The following is a 19,321-nucleotide window of genomic DNA, read 5'->3' on the forward strand; positions in this document are numbered from 1 at the left end:
ATTCCTTTACCGTACACATTATATCGAATTTATATGTATAAAAAAAACATTCTGCTTGTGAGTATTGCCACAAGATAACATAAAAAGCACACCTCAAAAATGAGATGTGCATTCTTTTTATTCAGTGGCTGTAAGTTTTGCTTCTTCAGCAAGCTCTTCTGCTACTGTATCTTCAATAATTTCAACTTCATTGATGGCTAGTGGTTCAATATTACGGTAGCGGGCCATACCTGTACCCGCTGGGATAATCTTACCAATAATAACGTTCTCTTTCAAACCAAGAAGGTTATCACGTTTACCACGAATGGCTGCATCAGTAAGGACACGAGTTGTTTCCTGGAAGGATGCTGCTGACAAGAATGAGTTGGTTTCAAGAGATGCCTTAGTAATCCCCATAAGGACTGGACGAGCTGTTGCTGGAACACCACCAGCGATAACCACATCAGCATTGGCATCTGTAAAGTCTGCAATATCCATAAGTGTACCCATAAGCAGATCTGTATCGCCTGGATCCATGACACGAACTTTACGAAGCATTTGGCGAACCATTACCTCAATGTGCTTGTCACCGATTTCTACACCCTGGCTACGGTAAACTTTTTGAACTTCAGAAAGAAGGTAAGTTTCAACTGCCAAGACATCACGAACTTCAAGCAAGCGTTTTGGTTGGATAGAACCTTCAGTGAGGGCGCTACCTCTCGCAACTTGATCACCAACTTCGACTTTCATACGGGCTGTAAATGGTACTACGTATTCACCTTCGCCAGTTTTACCTTTAACAAAGACTTTCTTGGTACGAGTAGAAGCATCTTCTTCAATAGCGATAACTTCACCTTTAACCTCAGTGATAACTGCTTCCCCTTTCGGATTGCGCGCCTCAAAGATTTCTTGGACACGAGGAAGACCCTGAGTGATATCGCTGTTTGAGGCTACACCACCCGTGTGGAAGGTACGCATTGTAAGCTGTGTACCAGGTTCACCGATAGATTGGGCTGCAATCGTACCAACTGCTTCACCCACTTCAACCGCATCACCTGTCGCCAAGTTGATACCATAACAATGACGGCAGACACCGTGGCGAGTATTACATGTAAATACGCTACGGATGGTTACTTGTTCAACACCTGCATTGACAATTTCACGGGCAATATCTTCAGTAATCAATTGGTTTGGACCAATGATAACGGCACCTGTTTCAGGATGTTTAACAGTTTTCTTAGTGTAACGACCTTGCAAACGCTCTTCAAGTGGCTCGATCATTTCCTTGCCATCTGTGATTGAACGGATGTCAAGACCACGGTCTGTCCCACAGTCGTCTTCACGGATAATAACGTCTTGGGCAACGTCAACCAAACGACGAGTCAGATAACCTGAGTCGGCTGTCTTCAAGGCCGTATCCGTCATACCCTTACGGGCACCATGAGTTGAGAAGAACATTTCCAAAACAGAAAGACCTTCACGGAAGTTAGACAAGATAGGCAATTCCATGATACGTCCGTTCGGAGCTGACATCAGACCACGCATACCGGCCAACTGGGAGAAGTTGGAAATGTTACCACGGGCACCAGAGTCCATCATCATAACGATTGGGTTCTTCGGATCTTGTTTTTCAACCAGACGTTTTTCCAATTTTTCCTTAGCTGAACGCCATTCATCTGTAACAGCTGCATAACGCTCATCATCAGTAATCATACCACGACGGAATTGTTTCTTGATTTGTTCTACACGTTCGTGAGATTCTTCAATGATTTCAGCCTTGTTGTCGATGACCGGAATATCGGCAATACCCACTGTCAAACCAGCAAGTGTTGAGTGATAGTAACCCAAGTCTTTCAAACGGTCAAGCAGGGCTGATGTTTCAGTTGTACGGAAACGCTTGAAGATTTCAGCGATGATATTACCAAAATTTTTCTTCTTGAATGGTTGGTTGATTGGCAATTCTGCAATAGCAGCCTTGATATCTGACCCTGTCTCCAAGAAGTATTTATCAGGAGTTCCTTCTGTCAAGTTAGCATTATTTGGCTCTTGCAAGTATGGAAGTCCTTCTGGCATAATCGCGTTGAACAAGATTTTTCCGACGGTTGTCATCATGATCTTGTGTTTTTGGTTATCTTTCCAAGGTTTATTAAGGCTATCTGTTGCGATACCAACACGAGTATGCAAGTGAACATAGCCATTGCGGTAAGCCATAACAGCCTCATCCGCATCCTTGAAGACCATACCTTCACCTTCACGACCAGCATCTTCCATGGTCAAGTAGTAGTTACCCAAAACCATATCCTGAGATGGTGTTACGACTGGTTTACCATCTTTAGGGTTAAGGATGTGTTCTGCCGCAAGCATAAGGATACGTGCTTCTGCTTGTGCTTCTTCTGACAATGGAACGTGAATCGCCATCTGGTCACCGTCAAAGTCGGCGTTGTAGGCTTCACAGACAAGCGGGTGCAAACGAAGGGCTTTACCGTCGATCAGGACTGGCTCAAAAGCCTGGATACCCAAACGGTGAAGGGTAGGTGCGCGGTTCAAAAGAACTGGGTGTTCTTTGATCACTTCTTCCAAGATATCCCAAATACGGTCATCACCACGTTCAATCAAACGTTTTGCAGCTTTTACGTTACCAGCAATATCACGGGCAACGATTTCGCGCATGACAAACGGTTTGAAGAGCTCAATAGCCATTTCACGTGGTACACCACATTGGTACATTTTAAGAGTTGGACCAACGGCGATAACGGAACGTCCTGAGAAGTCAACACGCTTACCAAGCAAGTTTTGACGGAAACGACCTTGTTTACCTTTAAGCATGTGGCTGAGTGATTTAAGTGGGCGGCTACCTGGTCCTGTAATTGGACGACCACGGCGACCGTTATCAATCAAAGCATCTACAGCTTCTTGGAGCATCCGTTTTTCGTTTTGTACGATGATCCCTGGAGCGTTAAGTTCCAAGAGACGAGCCAAACGGTTGTTACGGTTGATAACACGGCGATATAATTCATTCAAATCAGATGCAGCAAAACGGCCACCATCCAACTGAACCATCGGACGCAAATCTGGTGGAATAACTGGCAAGATATTGAGAATCATCCACTCAGGTTTATTTCCGGATTTGTAAAAAGCATCCAATACATCCAAACGACGCACAGCTTTAATCCGTTTTTGTCCAGTAGCGGTTTTTAACTCTTCTTTCAACGCAGCGATTTCTTTTGGAAGATCGACTTGTTTCAAGAGGTCTTGGATCGCTTCTGCACCCATTTTGGCAACGAATGAACCATAGCCATATTCACGCAAACGCTCACGGTATTCGCGCTCAGTCATGATTGACTTGTGCTCAAGCGGTGTATCTTTAGGATCGATCACCACGTAAGCCGCGAAGTAGATAACTTCCTCAAGCGCACGTGGGCTCATATCCAAGGTCAAGCCCATACGACTTGGAATACCTTTGAAATACCAAATGTGTGAAATTGGTGCTTTCAACTCAATGTGTCCCATACGTTCACGACGGACTTTTGCACGAGTCACTTCCACACCACAGCGGTCACAAGTAATCCCTTTATAACGGATACGTTTGTATTTACCGCATGAACACTCCCAGTCTTTTGTTGGACCAAAGATTACTTCGTCAAATAGTCCATCACGTTCTGGTTTAAGTGTACGATAGTTGATTGTTTCAGGTTTTTTAACCTCACCGTAAGACCATGAACGAACCTTACTTGGTGAAGCTAACGTGATTTGCATACTTTTAAATCGATTTACGTCAACCACTAATAATCCCTTTCTTTTCTTGTGAGAGGACGGATTCCCATACCTCAAATTCTTGAACAATAATTAGCAGAATGGATAGCTGGTAAGCTATTTTTCTATAAATCAGACGGTGGAAGACTGTTGGTCCTTATCTCTTTCAGTCCTGAGATTTGGACCAACTTATTCCATCCATTCTAATTATTCTTTGCCTTCTGCTTCTTCTGCTGCAAAGGCTGCGGCTGCATCAGCTGCGGCTTTTGCACGTGCTTTTTCAAGATCATCTACGTGGATGATATCATCATCTTCACCTTCATCAAGGTCACGCAATTCTACTTCATTGTTGTCTTCATCAAGGACACGCATATCCAAACCAAGTGATTGCAATTCTTTGACAAGAACGCGGAATGATTCTGGAACACCTGGTTTTGGAATTGGTTTACCTTTAGTGATGGCTTCATAGGCTTTAAGACGGCCTGTCACATCATCTGACTTGTAAGTCAAGATTTCTTGTAGGACGTTTGAAGCACCGTAGGCTTCAAGGGCCCAAACCTCCATCTCACCGAAACGCTGACCACCAAACTGAGCCTTACCTCCGAGTGGCTGTTGGGTAACGAGTGAGTATGGTCCAACTGAGCGGGCGTGAAGTTTATCATCAACCATGTGATGAAGCTTGATCATGTACATGACACCAACAGATACACGGTTGTCAAATGGCTCACCTGTACGTCCATCGTAAAGAATGGTTTTGGCATCTGAATCCATACCTGCTTCTTTAACAGTTGACCAGAGATCTTCTGAACTTGCACCATCGAAAACTGGTGTTGCGATATGAATGCCCAAGTTGCGAGCCGCCATACCCAAGTGAAGCTCCATAACCTGACCGATGTTCATACGTGATGGCACCCCGAGTGGGTTCAACATGATGTCAACTGGTGTTCCGTCTGGAAGATATGGCATATCCTCAACAGGTACAATACGTGAAACGACACCCTTGTTACCGTGACGACCGGCCATCTTATCTCCGACCTTGATCTTACGTTTTTGAGCGATGTAAACACGAACCAGCATGTTGACACCTGATTGCAATTCATCACCGTTGGCACGGGTAAAGATTTTCACATCACGAACGACACCATCGGCACCGTGAGGTACACGAAGAGAGGTATCACGGACTTCACGTGATTTGTCACCGAAGATTGCATGCAAGAGGCGCTCTTCAGCAGAAAGATCTTTTTCACCTTTTGGTGTGACTTTACCAACAAGAATGTCGCCCTCTTTAACTTCGGCACCAATACGAATAATCCCCATTTCGTCCAAGTTGCGAAGAGCATCTTCACCAACGTTTGGAATTTCGCGAGTGATTTCTTCAGGGCCTAACTTAGTATCACGTGTTTCTGATTCGTATTCTTCCAAGTGAACAGATGTATACACATCGTCCTTCACAAGGCGTTCAGACATGATAACTGCATCCTCAAAGTTGTAACCTTCCCAAGTCATGTAGGCAACGATAGGGTTTTGACCAAGAGCCATTTCCCCGTTTTCCATGGAAGGTCCATCTGCGATGAAGTCCCCTTTTTCAACGATGTCGCCCAATTTTACAAGGGTGCGTTGGTTATAGGCTGTACCAGAGTTTGAACGACGGAATTTAGAAATGTGGTAGACATCAAGCGAACCATCTTCACGACGCACTTCTACCTTATCCGCATCTGCATAAACAACCTTACCATTATGTTGAGCGATAATAGCCGCACCTGAGTCATGTGCAGCCTGGTATTCCATACCAGTCCCTACTAATGGTGCTTTCGGATCAATCAATGGGACAGCCTGACGTTGCATGTTGGCACCCATGAGGGCACGGTTGGAGTCATCGTTTTCCAAGAAAGGAATACATGCTGTCGCAACGGCAACTACCTGTTTAGGTGAAACGTCCATGAAGTCTGCTGAATCTGCTGGGAACTCTTGGTTGTTACCTTGGTGACGTCCCATAACAATCTTATCAACGAAACGGTTGTTTTCATCAAGAGGTGATGTTGATTGTGCTACGATGTAGGCATCCTCTTCATCCGCTGTCAACCAAACGATTTCGTTTGTAACTGTACCAGTTGCACGGTCAATCTTGCGGTATGGTGTTTGGATGAAGCCGTACTTGTTGAGGTGACCATAAGAAGACAAGTTGTTGATCAAACCGATGTTTGGTCCCTCAGGCGTTTCAATCGGACACATACGACCATAGTGAGTGTAGTGAACGTCTCGAACCTCATAACCAGCACGGTCACGAGTCAAACCACCAGGTCCCAAGGCTGACAAACGGCGTTTGTGAGACAACTCAGAAAGTGGGTTGTGTTGGTCCATGAACTGTGACAACTGAGATGAACCAAAGAATTCTTTGATTGCAGCTGTAACAGGACGGATATTGATGATTTGTTGTGGCGTCAATACTTCATTGTCTTGAACAGACATACGCTCACGCAAGTTACGTTCCATACGAGTCAAACCGATACGTACTTGGTTAGCAAGCAATTCACCAACGGCACGAATACGACGGTTACCCAAGTGGTCAATATCATCTACACGACCAAGACCCTCAGCCAAGTTGAGGAAGTAGCTCATTTCAGCCAAGATGTCCGCAGGTGTTATTGTACGTACTTTTTCTGCTGGATTAGCATTACCAATCACCGTCACAACACGTTCTGGATCCTTAGGAGCTACAATCTTGAATTTCTGCAAAAGAACTGGCTCAAGAAGAACAGCGTTGTCATTTGGAATATACTCTACCAAGTTGAGCTCATCGAATTGTGCTTCTACTTTTTCAAGCACATCACGACTCAATACAGTACCAGCTTCCAAGACAATTTCGCCTGTCTCACCGTTAATCACATGCTCAGCAAGTGTTTGGTTGAGCAAACGAGTACGGAGGTTGAGTTTTTTATTAATCTTGTAACGACCAACAGGTGCCAAGTCGTAACGACGTGGGTCAAAGAAACGAGCTGTCAAAAGACTACGAGAGCTTTCAGCTGTCTTTGGTTCACCTGGACGAAGGCGCTCATAGATTTCCTTAAGCGCTTCATCTGTACGAGAATCTGCTGGGTTTTTATGAATATCTTTTTCAATGGTATTGCGAACCAATTCGCTATCACCAAAGATATCAAAGATTTCATCATCACCTGAGAAACCAAGCGCACGAACAAGCGTTGTGAATGGAATCTTACGCGTACGGTCAATACGAGTGTAGGCAATGTCTTTTGAGTCTGTTTCCAATTCCAACCAAGCTCCACGGTTAGGAATAACCGTTGATCCATAACCTACTTTACCATTCTTATCTACTTTATCATTAAAGTAGACACCTGGTGAACGAACCAACTGAGAAACGATGATACGCTCTGCACCGTTGATGATGAAGGTACCCATTTCAGTCATGATTGGAAACTCACCGAAGAAGACTTCTTGTGTCTTGATCTCGCCAGTTTCTTTATTCACCAGACGGAAAGTCACATAAATTGGAGCTGAGTAGTTAGCATCATGCGCACGCGCTTCTTCCAATGTGTACTTAGGCTCTTTCAATTCATAACCAACGAATTCCAATTCCATGGTATCCGTAAAGTTTGAAACTGGAAGTACGTCTTCAAAGACTTCTTTCAAACCATAATCTAAAAAGTGTTGGAAAGAGTCCGTTTGGATTTCAATCAAATTTGGTAAATCAAGAACTTCCTTGATTCTTGAAAAACTGCGACGGGTACGGTGCTTACCGTACTGAACTTCATGTCCTGCCAAAAGTTTTCTCCTTTGTAATAAGATACGAGACCGTGAAAACCAAAGTGAAAATAGGAGAGTGACGCCGTGTCACCAGACACAAGGAGCTCTATCTTTTTCACACAGGTTTTAGGTCGAGTTCAATTAAAGATACGAGACCGTGAAAACCAAAGTGAAAATAGGAGAGTGACGCCGTGTCACCAGACACGAGGAGCTCTATCTTTTTCACACAGGTTTTAGGTCGAGTTCAATTAAAGATACGAGGGCGTCAAACACTCCAAAAGAAAATAGGACATCGACAAAGCAATCAAAAGATTGCAAGGAGATGTATCTTTTTCTACAGGAGTATAGCCCGAGTTCAATTATATTCAGCATGTGATGACCTGCGCTTGCTTTTTCTGAATTTTTAGAATCTTTAAGAATAGGTAACAATTCTCAAAGAACTTCTTCATAGACACAAAAAGAGCAGCTAAATCTTCCTTTTAAAAAGTGTGATTTAACTGCTGCAAGCCTTGCTTGGACAATATTTCAAACAAGACACACGACAAATAATTTATACAATTATAACACAAGAACTAGAATAAATCAAGAAATGAATCAGTTCTGTATCTTGGATATCATTCGAAAGTAATCAATCGAGCTGAATTGTCTTTTTGCCTGAGATCGTCATAAAACTATCATCTTGCTCTTGAGATAAATTCTACAATGATAACCACGTAATCTACTCTAATTTTGAATCATTATCTAATTATATGGAACAAGCGCTTCAATTTGAAACCCTAAAAGATTAGTCGCTGCTAGATGTCTGAGTGTCTGTATCTTGGTCATTATTTGAACTCGAAGAACTTGTTCCACTGCTTCGACTAGAGCTACTGCGTTGAGTTGAGCTACTTGATGTGGTCGTTTGCGACCCAATTATAGTATTCCAAGCCTGACGTTTATCGCTGTCGGTCCCGCCAACCATGAAATTATAATTGGTTACAGGTGCACCGTTTTTGGCCCAATAACTTGTTGTGGTCGCACCACCAATCGTTACTTGACGACCATTCACCTGAACCGTTCCGGCACGTTGACCAGTAGAAGATACAACATTAGAGGAGATGACACTCCTATCCAGTTCAAACTTACCTGAAAACATATCCGATTTGACATTGTATAATGCATCCACAAGGTATGCAACGTATTGTGAATTATTATAGTATCCTGTCCAGACATACATTTCTGAGTTGTCATCATTCCCCACCCATGTTCCTAAGGTTACTTTCGGAGTAGATAACATTAACCAAACATCATTTACCTCATTACTTGTACCCGTTTTTCCAACGAAGTCAGATGTTGCGGCTTGAGGATTCAAGATACTTAATCGACTTTTGAATGTTGAGGTGTAACCAGAATTAATCACTTGTCGTAATAACATATTCATAATGCTTGCCGTAGCTTTTGAATACACTTGAACGGGAGCAGCTTCGTGCTGGTATACCACCGTTCCATCCGATGCAGTGATACTTTCAACAATATAGTGCTTATTATAAACACCGCCATTGGCTAAAGTCTGATAGGCGTTGGTATTCGTCAATACAGAGATTTCAACCCCTCCGCCTAATGGCACACTTTCAATATCATACATTGGAATATGATAATTCATTTTTTCCATGTAATCCTTAGCATTAACCCCTGCGTTTTGAATCATTTTATAAGTCCAAAAAGCCGGGATATTTACAGACATATCAATAGCAGTCTGTAAATTCATCATACCAGTACCTTTACTACTGCCGTACATAATTGGCTGACCACTTGAGAAGTTTGTAGGATAATTAGATAGAATACTTGCAGACCCTAGCAATCCTTGATCAATAGCAATACCATAAGCTAACAATGGTTTAATAGTAGAAGCAGGTGACCGTTGTGTGTCGAAGGCGTGGTTATTTTGATTTGTTGCAAAGTTTCTACCACCAATAAATCCTAGAATAGCTCCTGTACTATTATCAATCAAAACACTTCCTGTTTCAACATATTCATTTCCATTGTCTAGAACTGAACCGTAATTCGCTACGACAGATTGCATTGCAGAATAGATGCCTTTATCAACGGTACTCTTTATAATATATCCCCCTTGACTTAATTCCTGAGTCGCCATCTCCTCATATGATGATTTTATATCATCATTTTTCAAGTCGTTTTCAGAAACTGCATCCCGTTTAACGAGATAATCAAACATGACCTGCTGTGCCTCCTCCATAACTTCATAATAGAGGTAGTCTTTTGTATCTGAAGCGATGGGTGCAGGGGCGATAAAATCTTGCTTAATATCATAATCTTTATAAGCTTCGTATTCCTCCTTAGTCAAAAAAGAAGCTCGATACATATTATAAAGAACGTCCTGATAACGCTCAATTCCATAAATCATGTCATCATCCGATTTCCGTGTTCCATCTGAAGCATACGGAGAATACACAATAGGACTTTGAGGCAATCCAGCGATATAAGCAGCCTGTGGGACGCTTAACTCCTTAGCCGTTTTTCCAAAGATCCCTCTTGCAGCTGCCTCTACACCTGCAATATTTTTTCCCTGATTGTTTCGTCCAAAAGGAGAGACATTCAAATAAATTGTTAATATCTCATTTTTTGTCATATTTCGCTCTAAAGCTAAAGCAGAAATGATTTCATTAGCCTTTCGCGTAAAGGTTGGAGCATCACCCACCAATTGTTGTTTGATCAATTGTTGGGTCAAAGTAGAGCCACCACTAGAAGATCCTAGTCCGATAGATCCTAAAGCAGCACGTAATACTGCTTTTGGTACAACACCATTATGCGTCTCAAAGGTTTCGTCTTCTGTAGCAATAACAGCCTGCTTTAGATAATCCGAAACCTCTTCAGACGTAACTGGTATACGTAATAAGTCAGAATTTACTTCTGAAACTAAACTACCATCTGAATAAGTTACCGTTGAAATACGACTAACTTCCGATACCTTTTCAACCAACTCTTCTGTTTTTGGCACTTCAACTTTGTCGAAAAGACTAACAACAAAGCCCACTCCGACCCCACCACCAAAAATAGCAATTAAAATTCCTAAGACAACTATCGAATTAATCAATAATTTAAGGGTCCGAAGGAAGATTCCAAAACCATTCTCTAACTGATGAATATCAACTTTCTTTTTTAAATCTTGTTTTTCTGATTTGTTATTCATAAAAACTCCTTATCACTCAATTATACCAAATTTTGTATATTTTCCGCAATTTCATGGTATAATAGGAAGGAATTTTTTAATACAAAGTTCGACCCAAATACTTTAAAACATGACTTGGGTCCTAACTATTCAATCAAAAGGAGATAGCCTACATGAACATTTTTGAAGAACTGAAAGCTCGCGGCCTAGTCTTTCAAACGACAGACGAAGAAGCCTTGGTAAAAGCATTAACTGAAGGAAAAGTTTCTTATTATACAGGCTATGATCCAACAGCTGACAGTTTACATTTAGGCCATCTGGTTGCCATCCTAACAAGCCGTCGGTTACAATTAGCTGGGCACAAACCTTATGCTCTTGTTGGTGGTGCTACAGGTCTGATTGGTGATCCATCTTTTAAAGACGCGGAACGTAGCTTGCAAACCAAAGATACAGTAGACGGTTGGGTAACAAAGATCCAGGGTCAGCTCTCTCGCTTCTTGGATTTTGAAAATGGTGACAACAGAGCTGAAATGGTCAATAACTACGACTGGTTCTCAGATATTAGCTTCATTGACTTCCTTCGTGATGTCGGTAAATACTTCACTGTCAACTACATGATGAGCAAAGATTCTGTTAAAAAACGAATTGAAACAGGAATTTCTTACACTGAATTTGCATACCAAATCATGCAAGGCTATGATTTCTATGAGTTGAATGATAAGCATAATGTTACATTGCAAATTGGTGGTTCAGATCAATGGGGCAATATGACCGCCGGCACGGAATTGCTACGTCGCAAAGCTGATAGGACTGGTCACGTGATGACTGTTCCGCTCATCACTGACTCAACCGGTAAGAAATTTGGTAAGTCTGAGGGTAATGCTGTTTGGCTTGATGCTGATAAAACTTCTCCTTACGAAATGTACCAATTCTGGCTCAATGTCATGGACGACGATGCCGTTCGTTTCTTGAAAATCTTTACATTCTTATCACTAGATGAGATTGCAGAGATTGAAGAACAATTTAATGCAGCCCGTCATGAACGTTTGGCTCAGAAAATTTTGGCTAAGGAAGTCGTGACATTAGTTCATGGTGAAGAAGCCTATAACCAAGCCCTTAACATTACTGAACAATTGTTCGCTGGCAATATCAAAAACCTATCCGCAAAAGAACTCAAACAGGGGCTTAGCAACGTTCCAAACTACGCTGTACAGGCTGAAGACAACCTCAACATCGTTGAACTCTTGGTTACCTCTGGTATTGTTAACTCAAAACGCCAAGCTCGTGAAGATGTAGCAAATGGTGCCATCTATGTCAACGGTGAACGTGTGCAGGATTTGGACTACACTCTTTCTGACAGCGACAAGATTGACGGCGAGTTGACCATTATCCGTCGTGGTAAGAAGAAATATTCTGTTTTGACTTATTAACATTTTTCAAGGAAATCCTATGTGATTTCCTTTTCTGCTAACCTAGGAGAAAAGATATGACCTGCATTTTTTGCCACCAACTCAATGAAAATGCCATTCTCTACCAGACGAAACATTTCAAAGTAGTCTGGGATATTGACCCTGTCCAAACTGGACATCTACTGATTATCAGCAAGAAACACTATGACACGCTCAGCCAAGTCCCTCCTGCTATTCGCTATGAACTGTCTGACTTGGAAGTCTTGTTAACTGAAAAACTCTATCAAGCATTGGCAATTGACGGTGTGACCATAGCTTGCAACGATCGCTTGTTTGACACTGGCACCCATTTCCATGTTCATCTCATCCCACGCTTTCAATCAGATGGCTTCTGGGACCAAATTTCGCTTGCACAAGTGCAACTGGATTTGACTCATTTTCTCAAAGCATTATAAAAAGCAGCCCGACAAAGATATTTTTCAGATAAGATATTTTGAGTTTATTGATAAAAAGCTCACCAGTGCTTTATAATAATACATATATGCTACAAGATTGAGGAGAGAAAGATGGCTCAAAAGAATAACCTGCTAAAAAATTTGAATAAGCTTGTTGATATTATCACTGATACTACAAAAATAATCGGGGATACTGTTCAGGCTGCAGCTCCTATTCTTGATAAAGCTTTAGACCGTCAACACGAAAAAAATCTGAGTCAAATTCAGGTACCTAATGTTATCGACTTAGTTGTGGAGGAAGCCAAACGCCACCTTGAAGAAATTGGTTTTCGAGTCACTCTCACTCTGGTGAAACCGAATAAAAAATACCGCCAGGAAACTACTCGAGACAATGAAGTAGTTGATATGATTCCAAAAGCAGGAAAATTCGATAAAGGAAGCCTCATCAAACTCTACTATATCAACCAAGAAATTATTGATGCGAGTAATCAAGAAGTTACAATTCCAAACCTCATAGGACTAACCATTCCAGAGGCTCGCGAACACTTGCAAGAAGTCGGTTTCAAACCAGCAATGGAAATTCTCACAGCAGATGCCAAGTATGCAAAACAAAAAATAAATGTTGTGATTGATATGGAGCCAAAGGCAAACCTCTTTACTACAACAGCTGTGAAAGGTAGCCTCATCAAGTTAAAATATCTAGATGAAGAAACATTGGAACAAAGCCTACAGTTAGCTAGCCAAGCCGAAGAAAATCAATTAGATGTGGGGCAACTATTCAAACAGCTTCCAAATCTATTTGGAAACAAGGATGTCGAATAAAAAATAAGGAGAGATCATTTTAGAATCTCTCCTTATTTTTTATCTCATTTATACCAACTCTTCCACTTCATAGATTGTATCATCCAACACCTCTTGGTACCGTTTCAAGTCATAGGCCACAGAGGTTTCCACCTCCGCCAACTGCTGATCCAGCTGGATTTTCACCTCTTCCACCCCGTCCAAGTCCAAGAAATGATTTGTCACATGCTTCACACAGTTTTGACAAGATAAATTTTTCAATTTCAAGGTTTGTTTCATGTTCTTTCTCCTCGTTCTTACACAATAAAAATAAAAAGTAGCACAACTCTAAAGGTTTGCAAATTGAGCAAACTCTGTTCACATCCTCAAGCCAAAGATTGAACTCTGGTACTTACTCATTTTCAAGTAACACCACCCAAATTTTACACTCATTTAATCAACACACCTTATGTCGATTTTTGAAGTGTGTGATGATGACCACAAGTACATTGACCTGGCAGACACTGACAGACAATACTCTCAGGTGCCGTCTTTTGTAACTGCGAGATTTTGCTGACAATATTCTCAAGGCTTTTTTGGGAAAATGTCCCTGTGTCCAGCAGCTTTTCAACTAGTTGCCCCTGCTTCGTGGAGCATATGGTAGCCAATAAGAGCTCCACCTGCCCCTGCAAATGTTCCTCTTCACTAATCAGCGGATAATAGTGATACTTGCTTGTTTCCTTGGCCATACGCAAATAGTTTTTCTTCCGCAGTCGCCCCAAAAGTGTCTTAATGGTCGTCGCCTGCCAATCAAATCCTTCCTGCAAGGCCTGAATAATTTCCTGGGAAGTCGTTCCCGGCTGTGCCCACAGAACCCGCATCACCTGCCACTCTGCAGCTGAAATAGCTTGCTCCAAAATCTCACCTCCATCTAACCATTTCTACAAATATAGTTTACAACTGTAGTCAAAAAATGTCAAGAAGAAAGACCGAACTTCTCGTTCAGCCTTTTCTTTTCTCTTAATGAGCCAGCATTTCTTGACCGATTTCCAAACCAGTCAAACCAACAGGGTAGTAAGTCGGCCAGTTTTCCAATTCTTCCAAAAGCTTATCTTGACTCTCTCCACCAAAGTAGATATGGAAGTGACCGGTTTTTACTGGTGCAATATTGTGATCACTAAATTGAACATACTTATAGTTTCTAGCATTTGCATCTGTTGCCTCAAACAAGAAACGAACGCCACGATTTCCTTTTTTGTAAGTCAAAATCTTATAACCCACATACTTATAAGTAAATTTCTCTTTCTTATCGCCTACCACAAATTCCATTGTGTTATCTGTAATGTTAATTTGATCAACATCTGTTTTGTACCCGGTATCATAATATGCCTTATATTCATCAGCTGTCATATCGCCTTTCAGTTTAGCCTTATAATCCCAGACTTGATCTAAGGTCCCATCAAGCAAATATGGATAAACAGATTGCCATTCGCCTGCATAATCTGAAAGTGTACGATCTTTCACAGCACTGTCTTCAAAATACCCATTATAGACCGTTTGTGGAGTCTCAGCCCCATCCTCTGGTAAAATTTCAGAACCAACTTGAGAAGTTGTTTTTTCAAGGGCAGTCAGATTATCTTCCATAACAGAAATATAATCCTTACCATTTTTCATATCTTCATCTGTCAAACTTTCAAGAGGATTCAGAACATCCAGCTGAACACCTGTTTCATTTGCGAGTGTTTCAGCAACAGATTTCGACGCATTTTCTTCAAAGTATATATACTTGATTCCATATTTTTTGATATAGTCGGTCAATTCGGCTAACCGCGAAGGGGTAGGATCTTCATCCGCAGCAACACCTGTGATTGAAACTTGTTTCAAACCATAATCTAAAGCCAAATAAGCAAAAGCTGTATGTTGTGTAACAAAATACTTCTGTTTAGCGGCAGATAGTGTCTCAGAATATTTAGCATCCAAAGCATCTAATTTCTCAATATAGGCTGCCGCATTTGTTTCAAAAATATCTTTCTTTTCTGGGTATTTAGCTACCAAACTATCACGAATAGTTTCTACAAGAGTAATTGCACGGGCTGGAGACAACCATACATGCGGATCATAAGCATGGCTATGCCCCTCCTCACTGTGGTCGTAATCCTCACCTTCTTCACTACCGGGTAACAAGAGCATGCCTTCCGTTGCTCTAATCACACTGACCTTTGAGGTGTCAATAGATTCCTCAACATCATGAACCCATGTTTCCATATTTTCATTTTCGTAAACAAAAACATCAGCTTCTTGAATTCGAGCAATATCTCTTGCTGAAGGTTCATAATCATGAACTTCTGTTCCAGCCTTAACCAACAGATCAACATTTGCCTCATCACCTGCCACCTGCTTAGTGAATTCATAAACAGGATAGAAGGTTGTTACAATATTTAGCTTCCCATCTTCAGAAGCTGTGCTATTGCCACATGCTCCTAAAAGCAAAGCTGAAATAGACACGAATATCAATCCAACTTTTTTCATCATTACTCCTTATTTTCTAAATTTTTGAACAACATTCACCAGTAAGAAAAAACTAATGAAAATCAAGGTAATACTTGCACTTGCTGGAGTTTCTGCATAATAGGATGTCATCAAACCTGTCACCATTCCTAAAAAGCCAATTGCCATCCCCGTAAAGATAACAGCTTTAAAACTCTTACCAAGTTGTAAGGCAATAGAAGCAGGTAGAACCATAATGGTTGAAACCAATAAAGCCCCCGCAGCAGGAATCATAAGAGCAATCGCAACACCAGTAACTACATTAAAGGCAATAGACATAGCTCTAACAGGCAATCCATCTACAAATGCGGTATCTTCATCAAAGGTAAGAATATACATAGGACGTAAAAATAACAACGTCAATAGAATGACAATCAAAGCAATCACAAATAAAGCAACTACTTGTTCTTGACTGATTGTTACAATCGAACCAAAAAGATATTGTTCCAGGCTAAGTCCAGACTTTCCTCCTGATTTATTCATAACAATTAACGAAATCGCCAAACCAGTCGACATGAGAATTGCCGTTCCGATTTCCATAAAGTTTTTATAAATAGTCCTCAAATATTCCAAAAATACAGCTGCTACAATTACAACAAGTACTGTTGAAAGAGTAGGCGAAATACCCAAAACCAAACCGAATGCAACACCAGCTAAAGAAACGTGACTGAGGGTATCTGACATTAGGCTTTGACGCCTAAGGATTAAGAAAACCCCTAGGATTGGTGAAAAGAAACTCATGGCAATAATCGCCAGAAAAGCGCGTTGCATGAAGTCGTAATTAAATACAGATAAATCAAACATGGACAACCTCCTCATCTGTTTCATGAACATTGAAACAACGCCAAGGAGACTGTTGATCACGAACCAGGTGAATATTACGATCAGCGTATTTATTCAATTCATCGGGATCGTGAGTAATCATCAATACAGATTTACCATGCTTTTTGGCTGAGTGATGCATGAGCTGGTAAAAGGCATCCTTTGTCCCTGCATCCATACCAGTAGTAGGCTCATCCAAAATAAAAATATCCGGATCCGAAGCAAACATACGTGCTATTACAGCTCGTTGTTTTTGACCACCACTCAATGCTCCCAAACGTTTTTCACGATGCTCCCACATCCCTACAGATTCCAGACTTATCCGAACATGTTCCTCATCATGGGCTGTCAATCGACGGAACCACCCTTGCCGAGAATAACGACCAGATTTTACAAACTCATAAACTGTACTCGGAAAGCCAGCATTAAAACTTGCTATCTGCTGAGGTAAGTAAGCCATTCGTAATTTCTTACCTTTTATACTTTTTTCTGCAATAATGACTTTTCCATGTTTTGGCTTTAATATCCCTAAAGTTGCTTTAATTAGAGTAGATTTCGCCGCCCCATTCTCACCAGTTAATGTAACGAATTCACCACTATCTAAATGGTAGTGAATATTTTCCAAAACCGGCTCCTTGTCGTAGTAAAACGACAAATCTTCCACAGTAATATATCTCATTTATTTTCTAATTTTCTCCACTAACTCATTCAAAAATCTTGCAATAAGCTCTTGTTCGTCAAGACTATAACTACCTAACAGTTCTTCATAAGCTTCCAAAGTATGTGCATGATGATGCGCATGCTCCGCAGCAATAGGCTTTGCAGCCTCAGTCAGACTAAAACGAACAATACGTGCATCCTTTGAATCCTTTACTGCTACTAATAAACCCTGAGCAACCAAAGATTTAGTAGCCTTTGTAATAGCAGCTTGACTAACATTCAGCTGCTTTGCAATTTCAGTATTAGTATAGGCAGCTTTTTCAATAAGCATCAAAATATGCTCCTGCGTATTCGTCAACTTCACCGTACTTTGACAAGAACCAACCAATATTTCCAACTGGTTCTCAGAACTCAAAACTATTTCATGCAAACACTTCTCAATATCTAATGCAAATTGGCTCATAAGCACATCCTTAACCTTTTAATTAACTTGTTAAGTATATCATACTAATAAGAAATAAACAAGAAAAAAATAAAAAATATTTAAAAGCTAACAAAAGATGACCTTATCGAACTTGGATTTGCTCCAGGAACTGCAAGAAAGATTATCCATACTGGCAAATTACTATTAGTGAATCGTGGTTTTAATATCTACGATAACAAACGGATTGGCACAATTCCAGCCAGTGTTGCTGAAGAACTACTAGGAATTGAACTCCAGAAAGAAGCATAATGAATGACTATTCGTAAAACTAAAAGTGGTAAATGGACCGTTGATGTTTCTAACGGTTTCCACCCAGTAACACAAAAAAGAATACGTATTATTCGTAAAGGATTAAAATCTAAAAAGGAAGCCCTAGAACTTGAACAACATATTAGAGTTGTAGAATTAAAAGAAAAACAATTTGACTTTGTAGTAACAACAGATATGCTATTCGACTTACTTGAAGAAGATGATCTGAAAAATGGCAGAAAAATAAGCTATACAAGTACACAAAGAAACAATTATGAGCGTCATATTAAGCCTTATTTTAAAAATACAAATTTAAATAAATTAACGTATGACCATATATTCGAATTTCGTGAATACCTAAAAACAAAAACTAAAAAACAAAATAGAAATGAAGTTTTAAGCTATAATACAATTAATAAGGTTATAATTCTACTTAAAAAAATTTTTGATACTGGTATAAGAAAATCTCTCATTGATAAAAACCCAGTTAAGAATCTGAGAAAATTACCAATTAAGAAGCCTGATATTAAATTTTGGAGTATAGAAGAATTCACGAGATTTAGAGGACTTATTCGAGATGATGAAATAAGCTATGACCTGTTTTTCGTAATTGCTTTCTTTACTGGAATGAGAATGGGAGAAATCCTCGCATTGAACTGGAATGATATAAATCTTTTAACAAATACGATTTACGTAACAAAAACGGTATACTTTGTCAATAATACAAGCTACATTAATACAACAAAAACACAATCAGGAACTAGAAATATAGCAATAAATCAGAAATTAGCAGAAATGCTAAAAGATTGGAAAGTAAAACAAAAAGAAAAACTTGAGGAATTTACGAAAAATACAGACGAACTACAAATAATACAGAGTACACCAATAACAATTACAAAAAATATGATTGATAAGAAGTTTAAGCAAATACTAGAAAGGGATAAAGATTTAAATAAAATAAGAATTCATGATTTGAGACACTCTCATGCATCATTACTAGTAAATCAAGGAGAAGATTATCTTGTTGTCAAAGAAAGATTAGGACATGCATCTATTACAACAACAATCGATACTTATTCTCATTTGTACCCAAGCAAACAGAAATCATTGGCTAATAAACTTGACGATTTATTTTAAATTGGAAAAAAATGGTAACTTAATATACAACAGATAAAAAAGAGGCTGGGCAAAAACTAGCCAGTAAATAAAAAACACAGATAGATTCAAGCTGATTTTGATGAAATTCAGCCGA

The 19,321-nt window shown here is 40.2% G+C and carries 13 protein-coding genes and 1 pseudogene; 5 read left to right on the plus strand and 9 right to left on the minus strand.

Going from position 1 to position 19,321, the window contains the following annotated elements; genetic code table 11:
- Positions 1-117: 117 nt before the first annotated feature.
- The 3 genes from rpoC to pbp1b form a co-directional block, all read right to left on the minus strand.
- Entirely contained in the window at positions 118-3,762 is a 3,645-nt protein-coding gene (rpoC, locus tag ACPC57_RS06395) for a DNA-directed RNA polymerase subunit beta' (RefSeq protein ID WP_434066526.1), read from the minus strand.
- A gap of 177 nt (positions 3,763-3,939) precedes the next feature.
- The gene (gene rpoB / locus ACPC57_RS06400; RefSeq protein WP_217374336.1) at positions 3,940-7,512 is read right to left on the minus strand and encodes a DNA-directed RNA polymerase subunit beta; all 3,573 of its coding nucleotides are present in this window, start codon (positions 7,510-7,512) and stop codon (positions 3,940-3,942) included.
- 766 nt (positions 7,513-8,278) lie between these two features.
- Positions 8,279-10,684 (minus strand): penicillin-binding protein PBP1B, encoded by a 2,406-nt coding sequence (gene pbp1b / locus ACPC57_RS06405; protein WP_434066527.1) that lies wholly within the window; start codon positions 10,682-10,684, stop codon positions 8,279-8,281.
- A 152-nt stretch (positions 10,685-10,836) separates the two neighbouring features.
- Here pbp1b and tyrS point away from each other — a divergent pair, with 152 nt between their 5' ends.
- The 3 genes from tyrS (at position 10,837) to ACPC57_RS06420 (ending at position 13,349) form a co-directional block, all read left to right on the plus strand.
- Positions 10,837-12,093, plus strand: a complete 1,257-nt coding sequence (tyrS, locus tag ACPC57_RS06410; protein ID WP_217374338.1) for a tyrosine--tRNA ligase — start codon at positions 10,837-10,839, stop codon at positions 12,091-12,093.
- Positions 12,094-12,149: 56 nt separating this feature from the next.
- Complete coding sequence (locus tag ACPC57_RS06415; protein WP_274504334.1) at positions 12,150-12,527, plus strand: HIT family protein; 378 nt, start codon at positions 12,150-12,152, stop codon at positions 12,525-12,527.
- Positions 12,528-12,638: 111 nt separating this feature from the next.
- Positions 12,639-13,349: a PASTA domain-containing protein gene (locus ACPC57_RS06420; RefSeq protein WP_434066528.1), complete on the plus strand. Its 711-nt coding sequence runs from the start codon at positions 12,639-12,641 to the stop codon at positions 13,347-13,349.
- Between the two features lie 48 nt (positions 13,350-13,397).
- Here ACPC57_RS06420 and ACPC57_RS06425 read toward each other — a convergent pair whose 3' ends face one another.
- The 6 genes from ACPC57_RS06425 to ACPC57_RS06450 all read right to left on the minus strand — a co-directional run bounded on the left by ACPC57_RS06425 (position 13,398) and on the right by ACPC57_RS06450 (position 17,799).
- Complete coding sequence (locus ACPC57_RS06425) at positions 13,398-13,607, minus strand: heavy-metal-associated domain-containing protein (RefSeq protein WP_130554922.1); 210 nt, start codon at positions 13,605-13,607, stop codon at positions 13,398-13,400.
- Between the two features lie 167 nt (positions 13,608-13,774).
- Complete coding sequence (locus ACPC57_RS06430; protein ID WP_277837549.1) at positions 13,775-14,224, minus strand: CopY/TcrY family copper transport repressor; 450 nt, start codon at positions 14,222-14,224, stop codon at positions 13,775-13,777.
- 103 nt (positions 14,225-14,327) lie between these two features.
- Complete coding sequence (locus tag ACPC57_RS06435; RefSeq protein WP_277845169.1) at positions 14,328-15,836, minus strand: zinc ABC transporter substrate-binding protein AdcA; 1,509 nt, start codon at positions 15,834-15,836, stop codon at positions 14,328-14,330.
- Positions 15,837-15,845: 9 nt separating this feature from the next.
- Positions 15,846-16,658, minus strand: coding sequence for a metal ABC transporter permease (locus tag ACPC57_RS06440; RefSeq protein ID WP_130554925.1), 813 nt, complete (start codon positions 16,656-16,658; stop codon positions 15,846-15,848).
- Positions 16,651-17,355 carry a metal ABC transporter ATP-binding protein gene (locus ACPC57_RS06445; protein WP_434065857.1) on the minus strand — a complete coding sequence of 235 codons (705 nt, stop codon included), beginning with the start codon at positions 17,353-17,355 and terminating at the stop codon, positions 16,651-16,653. Before ACPC57_RS06445 ends, ACPC57_RS06440 begins: the two co-directional genes overlap by 8 nt.
- Positions 17,356-17,799 carry a zinc-dependent MarR family transcriptional regulator gene (locus ACPC57_RS06450; protein ID WP_217374341.1) on the minus strand — a complete coding sequence of 148 codons (444 nt, stop codon included), beginning with the start codon at positions 17,797-17,799 and terminating at the stop codon, positions 17,356-17,358.
- Between the two features lie 87 nt (positions 17,800-17,886).
- On the opposite strand from ACPC57_RS06450, the pseudogene ACPC57_RS06455 reads away from it, so the two are divergent.
- Positions 17,887-18,069 (plus strand): annotated as a pseudogene (locus ACPC57_RS06455) (DUF3173 domain-containing protein); the annotation flags it as partial.
- A 3-nt stretch (positions 18,070-18,072) separates the two neighbouring features.
- Complete coding sequence (locus tag ACPC57_RS06460; protein ID WP_434066529.1) at positions 18,073-19,206, plus strand: tyrosine-type recombinase/integrase; 1,134 nt, start codon at positions 18,073-18,075, stop codon at positions 19,204-19,206.
- Positions 19,207-19,321: the final 115 nt, after the last annotated feature.

The sequence above is a fragment of the Streptococcus sp. VTCC 12886 genome, from assembly GCF_049893425.1.
Taxonomy (GTDB): domain Bacteria; phylum Bacillota; class Bacilli; order Lactobacillales; family Streptococcaceae; genus Streptococcus; species Streptococcus suis_AA.

Bases quoted from the DNA above. Each gene is read 5' to 3' on its own strand.
- ACPC57_RS06415 (WP_274504334.1), top strand. From the start codon at position 12,150: ATGACCTGCATTTTTTGCCACCAACTCAATGAAAATGCCATTCTCTAC.
- ACPC57_RS06440 (WP_130554925.1), bottom strand. From the start codon at position 16,658: ATGTTTGATTTATCTGTATTTAATTACGACTTCATGCAACGCGCTTTT.
- pbp1b (WP_434066527.1), bottom strand. From the start codon at position 10,684: ATGAATAACAAATCAGAAAAACAAGATTTAAAAAAGAAAGTTGATATT.
- ACPC57_RS06450 (WP_217374341.1), bottom strand. From the start codon at position 17,799: ATGAGCCAATTTGCATTAGATATTGAGAAGTGTTTGCATGAAATAGTT.
- tyrS (WP_217374338.1), top strand. From the start codon at position 10,837: ATGAACATTTTTGAAGAACTGAAAGCTCGCGGCCTAGTCTTTCAAACG.
- ACPC57_RS06425 (WP_130554922.1), bottom strand. From the start codon at position 13,607: ATGAAACAAACCTTGAAATTGAAAAATTTATCTTGTCAAAACTGTGTG.
- ACPC57_RS06435 (WP_277845169.1), bottom strand. From the start codon at position 15,836: ATGAAAAAAGTTGGATTGATATTCGTGTCTATTTCAGCTTTGCTTTTA.
- ACPC57_RS06445 (WP_434065857.1), bottom strand. From the start codon at position 17,355: ATGAGATATATTACTGTGGAAGATTTGTCGTTTTACTACGACAAGGAG.
- ACPC57_RS06460 (WP_434066529.1), top strand. From the start codon at position 18,073: ATGACTATTCGTAAAACTAAAAGTGGTAAATGGACCGTTGATGTTTCT.
- ACPC57_RS06420 (WP_434066528.1), top strand. From the start codon at position 12,639: ATGGCTCAAAAGAATAACCTGCTAAAAAATTTGAATAAGCTTGTTGAT.